The sequence below is a fragment of the Streptomyces sp. NPDC057307 genome, from assembly GCF_042667665.1.
Lineage (GTDB): Bacteria > Actinomycetota > Actinomycetes > Streptomycetales > Streptomycetaceae > Streptomyces.
Map to the genome: position 1 here is coordinate 1 of NZ_JBHUZM010000099.1, position 17,723 is coordinate 17,723.

9 protein-coding genes are annotated in these 17,723 nt (G+C 71.9%); 7 read left to right on the plus strand and 2 right to left on the minus strand.

Annotation, left to right across the window (positions count from 1 at the left end):
- Nucleotides 1-32 precede the first annotated feature (32 nt).
- The gene (locus ACFUN8_RS26985) at nt 33-602 is read right to left on the minus strand and encodes a hypothetical protein (protein WP_383642683.1); all 570 of its coding nucleotides are present in this window, start codon (nt 600-602) and stop codon (nt 33-35) included.
- Between the two features lie 118 nt (nt 603-720).
- A complete protein-coding gene (locus tag ACFUN8_RS26990) occupies nt 721-1,983 on the minus strand; it encodes a nucleotide sugar dehydrogenase (protein WP_383642686.1) in 1,263 nt (420 codons plus the stop codon).
- Nucleotides 1,984-2,240: 257 nt separating this feature from the next.
- On the opposite strand from ACFUN8_RS26990, the gene ACFUN8_RS26995 reads away from it, so the two are divergent.
- From ACFUN8_RS26995 to ACFUN8_RS27025, 7 genes are all read left to right on the plus strand, one after another.
- Nucleotides 2,241-3,947: a glycerol-3-phosphate dehydrogenase/oxidase gene (locus ACFUN8_RS26995; RefSeq protein ID WP_383642689.1), complete on the plus strand. Its 1,707-nt coding sequence runs from the start codon at nt 2,241-2,243 to the stop codon at nt 3,945-3,947.
- 353 nt (nt 3,948-4,300) lie between these two features.
- Complete coding sequence (locus ACFUN8_RS27000) at nt 4,301-6,277, plus strand: serine/threonine-protein kinase (protein WP_383642692.1); 1,977 nt, start codon at nt 4,301-4,303, stop codon at nt 6,275-6,277.
- Between the two features lie 340 nt (nt 6,278-6,617).
- Nucleotides 6,618-9,902, plus strand: a complete 3,285-nt coding sequence (locus tag ACFUN8_RS27005; protein ID WP_383642695.1) for a protein kinase — start codon at nt 6,618-6,620, stop codon at nt 9,900-9,902.
- Nucleotides 9,903-10,030: 128 nt separating this feature from the next.
- The gene (locus tag ACFUN8_RS27010; protein ID WP_383642698.1) at nt 10,031-11,788 is read left to right on the plus strand and encodes a serine/threonine-protein kinase; all 1,758 of its coding nucleotides are present in this window, start codon (nt 10,031-10,033) and stop codon (nt 11,786-11,788) included.
- Between the two features lie 79 nt (nt 11,789-11,867).
- A complete protein-coding gene (locus ACFUN8_RS27015) occupies nt 11,868-13,661 on the plus strand; it encodes a serine/threonine-protein kinase (RefSeq protein ID WP_383642701.1) in 1,794 nt (597 codons plus the stop codon).
- Between the two features lie 157 nt (nt 13,662-13,818).
- Nucleotides 13,819-15,423, plus strand: coding sequence for a succinic semialdehyde dehydrogenase (locus tag ACFUN8_RS27020; protein ID WP_383642704.1), 1,605 nt, complete (start codon nt 13,819-13,821; stop codon nt 15,421-15,423).
- Between the two features lie 65 nt (nt 15,424-15,488).
- Nucleotides 15,489-17,339: a GMC oxidoreductase gene (locus ACFUN8_RS27025; protein ID WP_383642707.1), complete on the plus strand. Its 1,851-nt coding sequence runs from the start codon at nt 15,489-15,491 to the stop codon at nt 17,337-17,339.
- The last annotated feature ends 384 nt before the right edge of the window (nt 17,340-17,723 follow it).

Genomic DNA, 17,723 nt, shown 5'->3' on the forward strand with positions numbered 1-17,723 from the left:
CGCGCGGACCGCGCGCGACCGGCTGCCGGGCGTCAGGCTTTCTTGGCGCCCGAGAACGCCGCGAAACCGGCGAGGGCGAGGAAGAGGAACGTCATGACGTCCTTGCTCGCGTTCCACGCGTCGGACACCAGGCTGAAGTTGTCGAACAGCATGTCCGTCGTCGACACACCGAACTCCTCGGCCCCGATGATCGCGATGCCGAAGATCTGCCCGAGGTAGACGGCGGCCAGCGCGAGTACGACGCTGACCACGCCGAGGATCGGGTTGCGGCCGCCGACCTTGCCCGCGACCCAGCCGATGACGAAGCCGACGCCGATGGCGGCGAAGCTGATCTCGCTCTCGATGGCACCGGCGATGCCGCCGTAGATCGCGGCGGCGGCGATCGCGGTGCCGGCGGCGGCCGCCAGGCCGAGGCCCACGGCGTCGCGGACCGGCGGGGCCGGCGCGAAGGGGGCGCCGGAGCCGCCCGCGAACGGGTTGCCGGAACCGGGCGGGACGGGGCCACCGGGGTTGTTGGCGAAGGGGTTGCCCGAACCGGGCGGGACGGGACCGCCGGGGTTGTTGGCGTACGGGTTTCCGGGCGGCGGAACAGACTGGCTCATGTGAAGAATCCCCCAAGGAATGCCCGCACCGTTGTGCGAGCGCCCTGGACCATAGCAGTCGGCCACGACACCGCCGAAGGCAATTGCCGGACGACGGGGGGCCGGTGGGCCGCCGTCGTCAGAGCCGGTGCGCCGCGCCCGCCGGGCTCGCTCCCCGGGTGTCGAGCAGCAACTGGGCCTTCACGGCGAGACCTTGGAGATCGTACGTACGGTGGTGCTGGAGCAGCACCGTCACATCCGCGTGCGCCGCGGCCTCGTAAAGAGAGTCGGCGCGGGGCACCGGCAGATCGCGTACCCGCCAGTCGGGGACGTACGGATCGTGATAGCTGACGGTCGCGCCCAGGTCCATCAGTCGGCAGGCGATCTCGGTCGCCGGTGAACTCTCCTGGTCGGCGTGGTCCGGCTTGTAGGTGACGCCGAGCAGCAGGACGCGGGCGCCGCGCGCGGACTTGCCGTGCTCGTTGAGGAGCGTGGCGCAGCGCTGGATCACGTACTGCGGCATACGTGTGTTGATCTCCTGGGCGAGGCCGACCATCCGCAGCGGGTGGCCGGGGGTACGGCCCGCGTGCGGGAGATAGCTGGGGTCCATGGGGACGCCGTGGCCGCCCACGCCGGGGCCGGGCCGGAAAGCCTGGAAGCCGAACGGCTTCGTCTCGGCGCACCGGATGACGTCCCAGAGGTCGACGCCGAGGTCGTGGCAGAGCACGGCCATCTCGTTGACCAGGGCGATGTTGACGTGCCGGAAGTTGGTTTCGAGGAGCTTGACGGTCTCCGCCTCGCGCGGCCCGCGCGCGCGGACCACCTTGTCGGTGAGGCGTCCGTAGAAGGCGGCCGCCGATTCGGTGCAGGCCGGGGTGAGTCCGCCGATCACCTTGGGGGTGTTGGTGTGGCCGTGGGTGCGGCGGCCGGGGTCGAGGCGGCTGGGGGAGTACGCGAGGTGGAAGTCGCGCCCGGCGCGCAGGCCCGAGCCCTCCTCCAGGATGGTGCGCAGGAACCCCTCCGTGGTGCCGGGGCCCGCCGGGGATTCGAGCAGCACGGTGGTGTGCGGGCGCAGCCGGGCGGCCAGGGCGCGGGCGGCCTCGCCGACGGCGGTGAGGTCGAGGGTGCGGTCGGGGCCCAGCGGGGTGGGCGCGCAGATGACGGCGGTACGGACCCGGCCCAGCTCGGTCGGGTTGGTGGTGGGCCGGAAGCCGCCGGAGAGCATGCGCCGGACGTCGGAGGCGGTGAGTGAGCCGTCGACGGGGGTGCGGCCCGCGGCCAGTTCGGCCACGGGCCGTGGATCGGTGTCGTAGCCGATGGTCTCGATGCCGGCGGCCACGGCGGCCTGGGCGAGGGGCAGGCCGAGATGGCCGAGTCCGATGACGGCGAGGTCTGCGGGCATGTGGGCCGTCCTTTCCCATAACCGGAGGGGACAGAGGGCGCAACCCGTGTGGACAGAACGAGCGAGCGCAATGTCAGACTAGGCGTAAATATGACCGATATGCGTCATTACATGGCCGGACATGGCGGGACATGTCTGTGGATTTCATCGGTCCGATCCGATCTTCAGCCGGTGTTGTCCACAGCCGGTGGCTGAAGTCGGTGAGTCCGGACAGAATCGAAGTGCCCGAACAACACGGGGGGCGACGGGAGGCAGCGGTGAGGACAGCGACACTGGGACCGGAGGAGCGCGCCACGGCTCTTGCGGAGATGGCCGAGCGTGAACTGGACGTGTTGGTCGTGGGCGCGGGCGTGGTCGGCGCCGGGACCGCGCTCGACGCGGTGACACGCGGACTCTCGACGGGGCTCGTGGAGGCCCGCGACTGGGCCTCCGGCACATCGAGCCGGTCGAGCAAGCTGATCCACGGCGGGCTGCGCTATCTGGAGATGCTCGACTTCGGGCTCGTCAGGGAGGCGCTCAAGGAGCGCGGACTGCTGCTGGAGCGGCTCGCCCCGCATCTGGTGAAGCCGGTGCCGTTCCTCTACCCGTTGCAGCACAAGGGCTGGGAGCGGCTCTACGCCGGATCGGGCGTCGCGCTGTACGACGCGATGTCGTTCTCCTCCGGCCACGGCAGGGGCCTGCCGACGCACCGGCATCTCTCCCGCCGCCACGCGCTGCGCGTGGCCCCCGCGCTCAAGAAGGACGCGCTGGTCGGCGCCCTGCAGTACTACGACGCGCAGATGGACGACGCGCGCTACGTGGCCACCCTGGTGCGTACGGCCGCGAGCTACGGCGCGCAGGTAGCCAGCCGGGCCCGCGTGGTCGGCTTCCTGCGGGAGGGCGAGCGCGTCGTCGGCGCCCGCGTGCGGGACGAGGACGGCGCCGGTGAGTACGAGATCCGGGCGAAGCAGATCGTCAACGCGACAGGGGTGTGGACGGACGACACCCAGGCGCTGATCGGCGAGCGCGGACAGTTCCACGTCCGGGCCTCCAAGGGCATCCACCTGGTCGTCCCCAAGGACCGCATCCACTCCTCGACCGGACTGATCCTGCGGACCGAGAAGTCGGTCCTCTTCGTCATCCCGTGGGGCAGGCACTGGATCGTGGGCACCACCGACACCGACTGGGACCTCGACAAGGCGCACCCGGCGGCCTCCAGCGCGGACATCGACTATCTCCTCGAACACGTCAACTCGGTCCTCGCCGTACCGCTGACGCGTGACGACGTGGAGGGGGTGTACGCGGGACTGCGCCCGCTGCTGGCCGGCGAGTCCGACGCGACGAGCAAGCTGTCGCGCGAGCACACGGTCGCGCACCCGGTGCCGGGCATGGTCGTCGTGGCCGGCGGCAAGTACACGACGTACCGGGTCATGGCCAAGGACGCGGTGGACGAGGCGGTGCACGGCCTCGACCAGCGGGTCGCGGCCTGCGTGACGGAGGACACCCCGCTGCTCGGCGCCGAGGGCTACCGCGCCCTGTGGAACGCGCGGGCGGGGATCGCCGCGCGGACCGGACTCCATGTGGTCCGGGTGGAGCATCTGCTCAACCGCTACGGGGCGATGGTCGAGGAGCTGCTGGAGCTGATCGCGGCCGACCCCGGACTCGGCGAGCCGCTGGGCGCCGCCGAGGACTATCTGCGCGCCGAGGTCGTGTACGCGGCGTCGCACGAGGGGGCACGCCATCTCGACGACGTCCTGACGAGGCGCACACGGATCTCGATCGAGACGTTCGACCGGGGCACGCGCAGCGCGCGCGAGTGCGCCGAGCTGATGGCGCCGGTGCTCGGCTGGGACAAGGACCAGATCGAGAAGGAGGTCGAGCACTACCGCAAGCGGGTGGAGGCGGAGCGCGAGTCGCAGCGCCAGCCGGACGACCTGACGGCCGACGCGGCGAGGCTCGGGGCGCCGGACATCGTGCCGCTGTAGCCGGGCGTCGCGCCGCTGCGGCGCGGGGAGGTCCGCCGAGGTGCGGGACCGTCTTACGGGGGTTTCTGAGGTGAGTTGAGGCAGGTGGGGCGCCCGGTGCGATCCTTTACGGGATTGTTCCGGGCGAGCCTGTTCGAGCCCCGAACAGGGGCATGACCAGCGGCGCTGTCCGCCGCACCCCGCCCAACGGCCCCGCACCGGAGCCCGCTTGGGCCTTCGTACCGGCGGATGGCGGACCCGGGAGCATCGCATGCCCCGGAGTGAGGGACAATGGAGCCTCTGTCAGGGCGCGTTACTGCGCCGCGCGCGGGCAGGCGCCAAGCGTGGGACATGAGGGATCGCAGAGGGGACGCATGGCGGAGGCGGAGCAGTCGCGGGACACGGCGCGGGACCCCGAGAACGACACGGACGACACCGAGCGCGGGGCCGAAGCGAGCCCTGAGGGGCGTCTTCTCGCCGGACGGTACCGGCTCGGCGAGGTGCTCGGCCGCGGCGGAATGGGCACGGTCTGGCGGGCCGTCGACGAGACGCTGGGCCGTACGGTCGCCGTCAAGGAGCTGCGCTTCCCCACCAGCATCGACGAGGACGAGAAGCGGCGCCTGATCACGCGCACGCTGCGCGAGGCCAAGGCGATCGCCCGTATCCGTAACAACGGAGCGGTCACGGTCTACGACGTCGTCGACGAGGACGACCGGCCGTGGATCGTCATGGAACTCATCGAGGGCAAGTCCCTCGCCGAGGTCGTGCGCGAGGACGGGATCCTCACCCCGAGGCGCGCCGCCGAGGTCGGGCTCGCGGTCCTCGACGTGCTGCGCTCGGCGCACCGCGAGGGCATCCTGCACCGCGACGTGAAGCCGTCCAACGTGCTCATCTCCGAGGACGGCCGCGTCGTCCTCACCGACTTCGGCATCGCACAGGTGGAGGGCGACCCGTCGGTCACCTCGACCGGCATGCTCGTCGGCGCCCCCTCGTACATCTCGCCGGAGCGCGCGCGGGGCAAGAAGCCCGGCCCCGCCGCCGACCTCTGGTCGCTGGGCGGACTGATCTACGCGTCGGTGGAGGGCTGCCCCCCGTACGACAAGGGCTCGGCCATCGCGACCCTCACCGCCGTCATGACCGAACCGCTCGACCCGCCGAAGAACGCGGGCGCGCTGGAAGAGGTCATCTACGGCCTGCTGGCCAAGGACCCGGCGCTGCGGCTCGACGACGCGGGCGCGCGGGCGCTGCTTCAGGACGTCATCGACACCCCCGACCCCTCGGAGCTGCCCGAACCGGCGGCCGACGCGACCCGCGTCGTGGCGCTGCCGCCGGTCCCCCCGGAGCCCGCGCCCCGGAGCAAGGGCCGGACCAAGGAAGCCGCCGCGAGCGGAAGCGTCTCCGGTGGCAGGCAGAAGCCGGGCAAGGCGGTGGGCGCCGGCGGTGCGGGAGCCGCGGGCACGGCCGCCGCGACCACGTCACCGTCCGCGCCCGCGGCCACACCGGGCGGGGGCACCGCGCGGACCACGGCCACGCGGGCGTCGCTCACCGATGTCGTCCCGCGCCGTACGTTGATGATCATCGCGGGGGTCGTCGTGCTGGCGATTCTCGCCGTCGTCCTGGTGGTCGCGCTCAACGGCGACTCGGACGGCGCGGCCAAGGGCGACGCGGGCAAGGACGACACCGCCGCGTCGGCCGGGGCCACGGCGGGCGGCGACGCCAAGGACAGTGCCGGCACGGCGGGCCAGGACAAGCAGCAGGATTCGGCCAAGGACAGCGGTGACGCCAACACGTCGGACGGCTCGTCGTCCGACGGCGACTCCGGCACGGACAACTCGGGACCGGGCTCCGGCGACTCGGACTCCGGCTCCGGCTCCGGTTCGGGCGGCAAGGGCGTGCCCGAGGACTTCAAGACGGTCACCGACAAGCAGTTCCACTTCTCCATGGCGATGCCCGAGGACTTCAAGCGCACCGACATAGCGGGCCAGAGTTCGGGCGGCATCTACAACGAGGACGGTGGATTCCCCCGTATCCAGGTCGACTTCAACGCCAAGCCGACCGACGACGCGAAGCGCGCCTGGGAGCAGCTCGAAGCCCAGATAAGGGGCAGCATGGGCAACTACAAGGGTCTCGGTATCAAGTCGGTGGAGTTCAACGGTTATCCGACCGTCGCCGACTGGGCATTCGAACGCGACCAGGGCGGCGAGCGGGTACGGGTGCTGAACCGCGGCTTCAAGGTCGATGCCACCCATGGCTACGCGATCATGATCACCTGCAAGGCCGACGAGTGGGACGACGACGAGTGCCGGACACTCCGTGAGACGGCGTACAGCACTTTCAAGCCGACGGACTGACGGCAGGACCCAGGCGCGAACGCGTCTCGATGGCGTGAACTCGCGGGCGGTACGACCCGTTCCGGTGATTGATGCGACTGTCTCCGCAGCGGCCCGCATCAGGACCGGAACGGGCGGCCGCCGGTAGACGCACGGTGTGCCGGGGCGTACGGGCCCGGGTTGCCGGGAAGGTTAAGACCTGTGTTGCGGTGACCGGCGGCATATTTGTGTGCGGCCACGTATCGTGAGAAGTCGCGGACCGTACGCAGTCACAATGGGCCGGTAAACGACCGGAATTGGCGGTTTCGCGAGGTCTCCGAGGATCCGGAGACCCAGGGACAGCGCGCGTGTGGGAGGCGTCGTGGACGACTACGCGGGACGGGTACTTGCCGACCGCTACCGCCTGCCCCTGCCTCCGTCCGACGAGTTCGACCTCGTCGAGACGCGTGCGTTCGACACGTACAGCGGGCAGGAAGTCCTCGTCAGGCAGGTGCCGTTGCCCGAGGTCGTGGACGCCGAGATGGTCGATCCGGACGGTGCCGCGACCACGCGGCGGGTCTCCGGCCGTACGACACGCAGGCCCACGGACCCGGCGGTGCGGCGCGCCATCGAGGCCGCGCAGAGCGCCGCCCAGATCCCCGACCACCCACGGCTCGACCAGGTCTTCGACGTCTTCGCCGAGGGCGGGTCGTTGTGGATAGTGAGTGAACTGGTCGCGGCCAGGCCGCTGGCCGCCCTCCTCGCGGAGAAGCCGCTCAACCCCTACCGCGCTGCCGAGATCGCCTCGGACGTACTCACCGCCGTACGGGTGCTGCACGCCCACGGCTGGACCCACCGCAACATCACCATCCGCACGGTGCTCGTCTGCGACGACGGACGCGTGGTGCTCACCGGCCTCGCGGCCGGCGCGGCCGAGGAGGCGCTCTGCGGCTACATGCCGGTGCCCGCGACGCCTGAGGAAGGCGGATTCGAAGCCGGTTACCGGCCCGCCGGAGAGATCCCGGGACCCGTTCCGGGCGTCGGACAGGAGCCCGGTCCCGAGCCGGGCCCCGGCATCGGCGGCGGGGTGGAGACCTCGGGCGTGCCGATCGGCGGCCCGGGTGCCACGGGCATCCCCGGCGGCCGGACAGGCGCCTCGGAGGCGCTGCCCCCGGGCACCGGCGCGCTCGGTGTGCCGGTCGGACCGGCGTCGCCGGGGCGCGCGGCGCTGGAGACGGCCCGCTCGGCCGACGGTCCGTACGGCGACAGCACGTACGGGGACGGCACGTACGGGGACACGTACGGCGAGGGCAGCTACGGCGACCGGTCGTACGGCGAAGTCCCTTACGGGACGGACGCGTTCGGCCGACCCATGGGCGGCACCGGGACCGGTGCCGACGGTGGACAGGACGACCCGGACACGTCCGGCGGCACGGCACCGGCCCCCGTCGTCCCGTACACCGGCCCGCCCGCCCTGCCGGCCAACCCCTCCCGCGGCGGCCCGGCGGACACCCGTGCCGCGCGCGCCGGAGCCATCGCCGCCTACCGCGCCGGAGCGCGCGCCGCCGCCCGGGTCACCGAGGACCAGCAGCGCGACAGCGGCACCCTGCCCGCCCAGCGGCCCGTGCATCTGTCGGACCCCTCGGCCCCCGCCGGCCGGAGCGGTCCGCCGGACGGCGCCTCGGGCGGGGCCGGGGCGGCCGGGCCCTCGCAGAGCGAGAACCGCGACCCCGACTGGTGGGCGATGCCGCCCCGCGAGATCGACCCGCCGGGACGCGCGACGTACGACGACCCCGACTCCGACGACGACTTCGACACGGACGACGACGACCCGCCCCCGCCCCGCCGCGTCCAACTGGCGGGCACCTGGCACGACGGCCCCTCGGGCGCCGGTGACAGCTCCCGCCCGCTGTCCGCGGGCGGTGGCGGCGACCCGTACCACCAGGCGCCGGGCAGCCGGGGCGTACCGGCACTGCCCCCGGCCGGCGGCACCTCCCCGTACCTCCGCCAGGAGAACGCGAGCGGTGGCGCGGGCTCGGGCGGCGCAGGCACCGGCGGCTCGGGCGGCTCGGGCGGCGGCGGTTGGCGCGCCTCGTCGGGCACCAGCGACGCCATGCGCGCGGACGCCCAGCGGCACTCCGCGAACCTGCCCGCCGTCCCCGGCCCCAGCGCACCCGCCGGCCGCTGGGACGAGGTCGTCGCGGGCAACACCACCCCCGCGTACCGGGGCCCGGCCACCCCGCTCGCCGCCGAACGCGCCCGCCAGGCCCGGATAGCCGTCGTCGGTGCCGTCACCGAGCGCTGGGCGCCCGAGCAGGCGGGACCGGTCCACGAGAACTGGCAACTCGCCCCGCCCATCGGCCCGTCCACCGACCTGTGGGCCCTCGGCGCGCTGCTCTACCGCGCCGTCCAGGGCCACGCCCCGTATCCCGAGGAGAGCGCGGCCGAACTGGTCCAGCTCGTCTGCGCCGAACCGCCCGCCTTCGCCGAGGAGTGCGGCCCGCTGCGCCCCGTCGTCGAGTCGCTGCTCCGTCAGGACCCCACGGAGCGACCCGACTTCGAGGAGCTGCGCGGCTGGCTGCGTTCGCTGGTGCGCTCCGCGCCCGAGCCCGACGCCGGTCTCGACGTCGTCGCCGTGCCCTCCGTCGACGAGCGGCTGCCCATCGTCCGTCGCAGGGGCGAGCTGGTCCGCAAGCGCCGGGGCCGCGGCCGTGGCGGCGACGCCGGCCGGCACCGCCACAAGAAGGGCAAGGAGCGCAGGGAGAAGGGTGGCGGCAGGTCGTCCGAACAGCGCGGGGTCGCACGCGCGTCGCACGGCGAGGCGTATGTCGAGCCGCGCCACGAGCAGCCCGAGCGCGCCTACCGCGAACGCGACCAGCGCGAACGGGACCACCGCGAGGACGACTTCGGAGAGAGGGAGTACCGGGAGCCGCGCGCGAGGTCGGGCGGTGGCGGTTCACGCGCGCCGCGCTCACTCGGGCGCATCCTGCTCGTCGTCATCCTCGTACTGATGGTCGCGGCCATCGCCTTCGCCGTGATGTTCCTGCCGAAGGCCGACGAGAAGCAGCAGTCGCAGAACGGCGCGGGGACGAACCCGAGCGCGCCGGCCTCGCCCCAGCCGCAGAACCCCGACACGACCCCGGACAACGGCGCCGACCAGCCGGAAGACGGCAACTCCTCCACGCCGCAGACCTCCGGGCCGCCGGCCGACCTCGCGGCCGGGTATGTGCTGCGCAAGGACGCCGAGGGATTCGAGATCGGCGTGGACAAGAGCTGGGAGCGCAGGCCGATCAACGACAGCGGCCAAGTCCGTTACGGGCGCGGCGACTTCACGCTCATCGTGGTGCCGGGCCGGGACACGGTGGCCGACAACGGCGACGACCCGCTGGTCTACCAGCGGGAGAAGCAGCGGGAGTTGCAGCCCTTCCGGGACTCCTCCTGGGCCACCGCCTCGGGTCTGCGCCGGATCGACGTCGGCCAACAGCGCATGGCCGAGGGCCAGTACACCTGGCAGAACAGCAGCGGTCAGGAGGTCTACGTCCGGAATCTCGCCATGATCGTCAAGGGCAGCTATCACATCGTGCAGGTCATCGGCCCGGTGGACGAGAAGGACAAGGTCTCCGAGATCTACCAACAGGCCAGCGGTTCCTACCGGATAACCCGCTGACCGCCCGCCTCCTGAGGGGCCGTCCGGCCGCGCCGTGTGTGTCACGGTGCGGTTTCAGGCGCGGGCCCAGGTTCCGTGTCCGTACCTCCCCTCCGTAATCTGGCCTCCCGAGGAACAGGCAGGGGCACGTGGACGATTCAGCGAAAGCGCGCGAGGGGCTGGTCCTCGCCGGGCGTTACACGCTCGGCGAGGTAATCGGCAGCGGCGGCATGGGCCAGGTGTGGCGGGCCCACGACGAACTGCTCAACAGGACCGTCGCGGTGAAGGAGTTGACGGCGGCGCTGTACGTCACCTCCGCCGACCGCGCCGTGCTGCACGCCCGTACCCAGAAAGAGGCCAGAGCCGCGGCCCGGATCAGCCACCCCGCCGTGGTGACGGTCCATGACGTGCTCGACCACGGCGGCCGGCCGTGGATCGTCATGCAGTACGTGGACGGCCCGTCGCTCGCGGACGCGCTCACCCCCGACCCCATCACGCCGCGGGAAGCGGCCCGGATCGGCCTCCAGGTCCTCGGCGCGCTGCGCGCCGCGCACGCGGCCGGGGTGCTGCACCGCGACGTGAAGCCCGGCAACGTCCTGCTCGCCCGGGACGGCCAGGTGCTGCTCACGGACTTCGGGATCGCCGCCATCGAGGGCGACTCGGCCATCACCCGGACCGGTGAGATCGTCGGCTCCATCGACTACCTGGCGCCCGAGCGGGTGCGTGGCAACGACCCCGGACCGGCCTCCGACCTGTGGTCGCTGGGCGCGACGCTGCACACGGCGGTGGAGGGCACGTCGCCGTTCCGCCGTACGTCCGCGGTGGCCACCATGCAGGCCGTGGTCACCGACGACCCGCCGGCTCCCGTACGTGCCGGGCCACTCACCCCGGTGATCGCCGCGCTGCTCCACAAGGACCCCGAGACCCGGCCGGATTCCGCCGAGACCGAGCGGATGCTGCGGGAGGTGCTCGACGGGCGCGCGCCCGAGGCGCCGACATCCCTGGTGACGGACGAGGAGCGGAGACGGGCCGCCGGCCCGGCGTCACCCCCGTCCCACACGCCGCCTCCGCAGCAACACCACCAGCCCCAGCCGTACGCGCAGGGACCGTATCCCGCGCCGCACGGGCACACGCCCCCTCAGGCGTACCCGCCGCAGGTGACCGGGCCCGTCACGCCGCCCGCCAGGAACGGCCGTTGGCGCGCGGTGCTCGTCGCGGCCGTCGTCGCCGCGCTGATCGGCGGCGGCGTGGGCTACTTCGCGCTCCAGCAGGAGAACGACAACGACGATCCCGGCACGAGCGCGGGCGCGAATCCGAAGCCGGACCCGGACGCCACATCCACGGACGACGGCAAGCCCGGAAACGGGAACGAGAGCGAGAACGGGAACACCGGGAACGGTGGCGAGGACGACACCGAGCCGCCGAAGCCCTCCGATTCCGTCCCGGACGGCTGGAAGCGGGTGGACGATCCGGCGGGCTTCAGCCTCCTCGTTCCCGACGGCTGGGAGCGACGGATGAACGGCGACCAGATCGACTACACCCCCGACGACGGCCGCCACTTCATCCGTATCGCCGTGGACACCGCACCGGACTTCAAGGATCCGTACAACCACATGCTCGACATGGAGAAGGGCGTCGACGGCCTGCCCGACTACCAGCGGATCCAGCTGGGCCCCAACACCTTCCGCGGCCAGACCAAGTCCGCGCTCTGGGAGTTCAGCTACACCGAGGAGAGATCGCAGACCAACGCCGGCCCGCGCCGCGCGATCGACCAGATGTTCTTCACGGCGGACGGCGCGACCGAGTACGCGCTCTACATGTCGGGTCCCGCCGGGGACTGGTCCACCACCCGGCAGCAGTTCGAGGTCATGCTGGAGGGCTGGCAGGCGCCGGGCACGGGCGGCTGAGGGGAGCCGATGTCACGGCTCTGCACCCGCTCCCGCCCCCCGGTGGATATCGCGGCGCGCTTTCCGTAAAGATGTGGTCATGACGAACGACGGGGGACGTACGAACGAGCCCACCAGCTACGGACTCCGACCGCCGCAACAGCAGCCGCAGCAGTCGTACCCGCCGCAGGGCCAGCCGCACCAGGGGCAGCCGCCGCAGGGCCACCCGCAGCAGGGGCAGCCGCCGCACGTGCCGCCCCAGGCTCCCCACGGCGGCCCGCAGCAGGGTTCCGGTTACCAGCCGACGCAGGCCGGCGCGCACACCCCGGCCGCACAGCACACCCCCATGGAGCCCGACCCGTCGGTGGGACGCCTCCTGGGCGGCCGCTACCGCCTCGTCTCTCGGCTCGGGCACGGCGGCATGGGAACGGTCTGGCTGGCGCACGACGAGGTCGTGGACCGCGACGTCGCGGTCAAGGAGCCCCGCGTTCCCGAGCATCTGAGCGAGCACGAACGCGACACCGTCCACCGGCGGATGCGGCGCGAGGCCAGCTCGGCGGCGAGGATCGACCACCCCGCGGTCGTCACGATGCACGACGTGGTCGTCGAGGACTCCAAACCGTGGATCGTCATGGAGCTGGTGCGCGGCCAGTCGCTCGCCGACCGGCTTCAGGAGGGCACGCTCGACCCCCGCGAGGCCGCCCGGATCGGGCTCGACGTACTGAACGCGCTCAACGCCGCCCACGAGGCCGGTGTGCTGCACCGTGACGTGAAGCCGGACAACGTCCTGCTCGGGCGTGGCGACCGTGTCGTGCTGAGCGACTTCGGCATCGCCCAGGTCGAGGGCCAGCAGGGGCTCACCGAGACCGGGGCCTTCGTCGGCTCCCCGGAGTTCATCTCGCCGGAGCGGGTGCTCGGGCAGCGCCCCGGCCCCGAGTCGGACCTGTGGTCGCTGGGCGTCGTGCTGTACGCGGCGGTCGAGGGCATGTCCCCGTACCGCCGCTCGAACATCCCCGCGACGCTCCAGGCGGTGCTCTCCGCCGAGCCGCAGATGCCGGCCCGCGGGTCGGGCGCCTTCGGTACGGTCGTGATGCAGCTCCTGCGGAAGGATCCGGCGGCGCGTCCCACCGCGGCCGAGGTCCGCGCGGTGCTGGAGTCGGTGGCGCGTCCGCCGCAGCTCTCGGCGGAGGCGACGAGGCTCTACCGGAGCGCGGGCACCGGCGGTGACACGGGGAGCGGCGCGGGCGGCGGCAGCAAGTGGGTCCCGCCGGTCCTGCACCGCAACCGCCCGGCGCAGTTCGGCCTCGCCGGCGGCGTGCTCGCGGTGGTCGTCGCGCTGGTGCTGATCCTCCTCGACCCGTTCGGGGGCGACGAACTGCCGGAGGGCTGGGGCGTCCGCCCGGAGGCGGAGATCCTGGACGCCGAGATCTCCCTGCCGAAGGACTACCGGCGCTTCCAGGACAGCTCGACCGAGGAGACGCGCGTCAGCTTCCGGGATCCGAGCGGAGTCTTCGGCATCTCCATGGAACAGGTCCAGAAGTCGCCGGACTTCGAAGAGGTCCTGGATCCCAAGCCGGACGTCTGGGAGACGTACTACGTCGACGGCGGCGAGAACGGCACGGAGATCAAGGACGCGAAGTACAAGACACGCGATTCGTCGTTCGCGGGCTCCGGCAAGGCTTTCGAGAACATCGTCGACTTCACGCCGTACAGCGACTCGTCCGACGACCCGCTCCACTACCGCTACCACGAGCTGATCGTCCCGGGTAAGGACAATGTGCACTGGCGGCTCCGGGTGTCGATGCCCGCGGAGGGAGCGGCCGTCAAGGACGGCGAGGAACTCTTCTCGAACGTCGTCAAGCACCTCGTGATCGAGAGCAGCTACCTGCCCTGAGCGCCTGATCAGGGCTTATCTGCCAGCAATCACTGGCGCGTTCACGGCCGGTCGTCCGAGGGGCCGGTGGGCGCAAGGCGGCGGACCGGCGCCGGACCGGCGAAAAGGTGTTACCGGCGGGTACCCAAAGTTCCGGATGCGGCATACTCTCGCCCTCATGACGGACTCACAGGCCCCCACGACCAACCCCGTGGCTCCGGTGCCCGCCGGTGTCCGCACCGCCGCCGACGTGGTCACTCCCGAAGTGCTCGCCCAGCTCATCAGGGGCGTCGTGGGCTCCGGGCTCACCTCGAACCACACCCCGTCCACGGGCGAGAAGCTCGCCGACCTGCCCGAGTCCACCCCCCAGGACGTCGCCGAGGCATTCTCGCGCGCCCGCGCCGCGCAGCCCGTCTGGGCGGCGACCTCCGTACGGAAGCGGGCCGCCGTCCTGCTCCGCTTCCACGACCTCCTGCTGGAGCGCCAGGCCGAGGTGCTCGACCTCATCCAGTTGGAGACGGGCAAGGCGAGGCTGCACGCGCACGAAGAGGTCCAGGCCGTGGCGGTCGCCGCCCGCCACTACGGGCGCAAGGCTCCCTCGTATCTCCGGCCGCGCCGCCACACCGGCGCCGTGCCTGTGCTGACGAAGGTCACCGAGCAGCGCCAGCCGCGCGGTGTCGTGGGGCAGATCGCGCCCTGGAACTACCCGCTGGAGCTGTCCGTCGGCGACGCCCTGCCCGCCTTCGTCGCGGGCAACGCCGTCGTCATGAAGCCCGACACCGAGACCGCGCTCACCGCGCTCTGGGCGCGTGACCTGCTGGTCGAGGCCGGGCTGCCGGCCGGGGTGTTCCAGGTGGTGCTCGGCGAGGGACCCGTCATCGGGCCGGAGGTCGTCGAGCGCGGCGACTACATCTCCTTCACCGGCTCCACGCGCACCGGCCGCGAGGTCGCGCAGCGCGCGGCGAGCCGGCTGGTCGGCGCCTCCCTCGAACTCGGCGGCAAGAACGCCATGTTGGTCCTGCACGACGCCGACATCGAGAAGGCCGCGGCGGGTGCGGTGCGCGCCTGCTTCTCCACCGCCGGCCAACTCTGCATCTCCATCGAGCGGTTGTACGTCCACGAGTCGGTCGCCGACGCGTTCGTCGAGCGATTCGTCACCCGTACGAAGGCGATGCGGCTGGGCAGCGCGCTCGCGTACGGCGCGGACATGGGCTCGCTCATCAGCGAACGCCAGCTCAAGACCGTGACCAGCCATGTGGAGGAGGCCGTCGCCAAGGGCGCGACGGTCCTCGCGGGCGGGGTGGCGCGGCCCGACATCGGGCCGTACTTCTACGAGCCCACCATCCTGGAGGGCGTCGAGGCGCCGATGTCGGTCTGCACCGAGGAGACCTTCGGGCCGCTCGTCTCCGTCTACCGGTTCGGCGACGAGGACGAGGCCGTCGAGCTGGCCAACTCCACGCCGTACGGCCTCAATTCGAGCGTGTGGACGCGCGACGGCAGGCGCGGGCACGCGATCGCCGCCCGGCTGCGTACCGGCACCGTCAACATCAACGAGGGTTACGCCCCGGCGTACGGCAGCGTCCAGGCGCCCATGGGCGGCATGAAGGAGTCCGGCCTCGGCCGCAGACACGGCTCCGAGGGCATTCTCAAATACACCGAGGTACAGACCGTCGCGCAGCAGCGCGTGCTGCCGATGGCTCCGTCGATGGGCATGGACGACGAGAAGTACGCGGCGTTCATGACCCGGAGCCTGCGCGCGCTCAAGGCCCTCCGGCTGCGCTGATCCGTAAGCCGGTCCGTAAGCCGGTCCGTAGGCCGGTCCGAAGCCGATTCGATGAAGGAGAGTCGATGTCACGGCACACCCATGCCCCCGACCGGGACGACGACCAGGAACAGCACGACGGCTACGACTACGACGTCATCGTCGTCGGGTCCGGCTTCGGTGGTGCGGTCTCCGCGCTGCGGCTGACCGAGAAGGGCTACCGCGTCGGTGTCCTCGAAGCCGGCCGCCGCTTCACGCCGGGCACGCTCCCGAAGAACTCGTGGGACATCAAGAACTATCTCTGGGCCCCGGCCCTCGGCCTCTTCGGCATCCAGCGGGTCCATCTGCTCGGCAATGTGATGGTCCTCGCGGGCGCCGGTGTCGGCGGCGGCTCGCTCAACTACGCCAACACGCTGTACGTGCCGCCGAAGGCGTTCTTCGAGGACAGGCAGTGGGCCGGCATCACCGACTGGCAGGCCGAACTCGCCCCGTACTACGACCAGGCGCGGCGCATGCTCGGCGTCCGGCTCAACCCGACCATGACCCCGTCGGACGTCCATCTCAAGGCGACCGCGCAGGCGATGGGCGTGGGCGACACCTTCCATCTGGCGCCGGTCGGGGTCTTCTTCGGCGACGGCGAGGACGCGGACGGTACGGCGCGGGCCGAGCCGGGCGCGTCGGTCGGCGACCCGTACTTCGGCGGCGCCGGGCCTTCCCGCAAAGCCTGCGCCCAGTGCGGCGAGTGCATGACCGGCTGCCGCCACGGCGCCAAGAACACGCTCAACGAGAACTACCTCTACCTCGCCGAACAGGCCGGGGCGGTCATCCGCCCCATGACGACCGTCGTCGACATCACCGAGGACCCGGCCGGCGGCCATCGCGTCGCGACCGTTCCCACCCACCGGCGCAAGTCGGCCCCACGGGTGCTGCGGGCCCGTCAGATCGTCGTGGCGGCGGGGACGTACGGGACGCAGACCCTGCTGCACACGATGAAGGACCGGGGCCGGCTGCCCCGGCTGTCCGACCGGCTCGGTGAGCTGACCCGTACCAACTCCGAGGCCCTGGTGGGCGCCCAGACCACCGACCGGCGCTACCGGAAGAAGCACGGCGCGGGCACGGCGGGCCATGGGCGGTCCGGGGCGGACTTCACGCGGGGTGTCGCGATCACCTCGTCCTTCCACCCCGACGCCCACACCCATGTGGAGCCGGTCCGATACGGCAAGGGCTCCAACGCGATGGGCTCGCTCTCGATCCTCCAGGTGCCCTACAGCGAGAACGGCCGGCGGATCGCGGGCTGGCTCGGCAGCATGGCCAAGCACCCTGTCCAGGCGGCCCGTTCACTCTCCAACCGGCACTGGTCGGAGCGGACCATCATCGGTCTGGTCATGCAGTCCGTCGACAACTCGCTGACCACCTACCGCAAGCGGGGCGGCGTCGGAAAGGGGCTCCTGACGGCACGTCAGGGTCATGGCGCGCCCAACCCCAAGCAGATAGCGGAAGGTACGCGGACGGCGAGCCTGCTCGCCGACGAGATCAACGGCTTTCCCGGCTCGAACGTCGGTGAGTTGATGGGCACTCCGCTCACCGCGCACTTCCTCGGCGGCTGTCCGATCGGCGCCGACGCGGAGCACGGCGTCATCGATCCGTACCACCGGCTGTACGGCCACCCGGGCATCTCGGTGGTCGACGGTTCGGCGGTCTCGGCGAACCTCGGGGTCAATCCGTCGCTCACCATCACCGCGCAGGCCGAGCGCGCGATGTCCTTCTGGCCCAACAAGGGGGAGCGGGATCCGCGTCCGGAGCAGTCGGCGGGCACGGCGTACGTACGGCGGGAGGCGGTCGCGCCGAAGTCACCGGCGGTCCCGGCGTCGGCCTTCGGGGCACTGAAACTGCCGTTCCTCGGGATGCCGACGGTGCCGCCGAAGAAGAAGCCGTAAGCCGCAAGCCGTACGCCGTAAGCCATGGAGAACAGCGATGAGGCGCTGCACCCCCCTCCGAGTGCAGCGCCTCCGGTCACAGGAGTGACCGTTGTGTCGCATGGTGGACCTGTGACCTGAGCAGATGGTTGCCCTTTTCCTCACGGAATCTTTATGTGGTGCGCGTCACATCTCGTCGCCATGGTCATGGCCGGGCGCACGCGACAAGGGCCCCGCGGGCCCGGTCCGAAGCGAATCGGACGGGCGCCTGCGGGGCCCTTGTCGTCGGCACCATGGCGTCAGGGCGGCGCGCCGGTGCCGGATCGCGGCGCTGGGGGGGTGAGCGCCGCGAGTTCGGGACGGTGGACGGGTGGGCGGGAGGAGCCGGCTGTTCGGACGGACGGT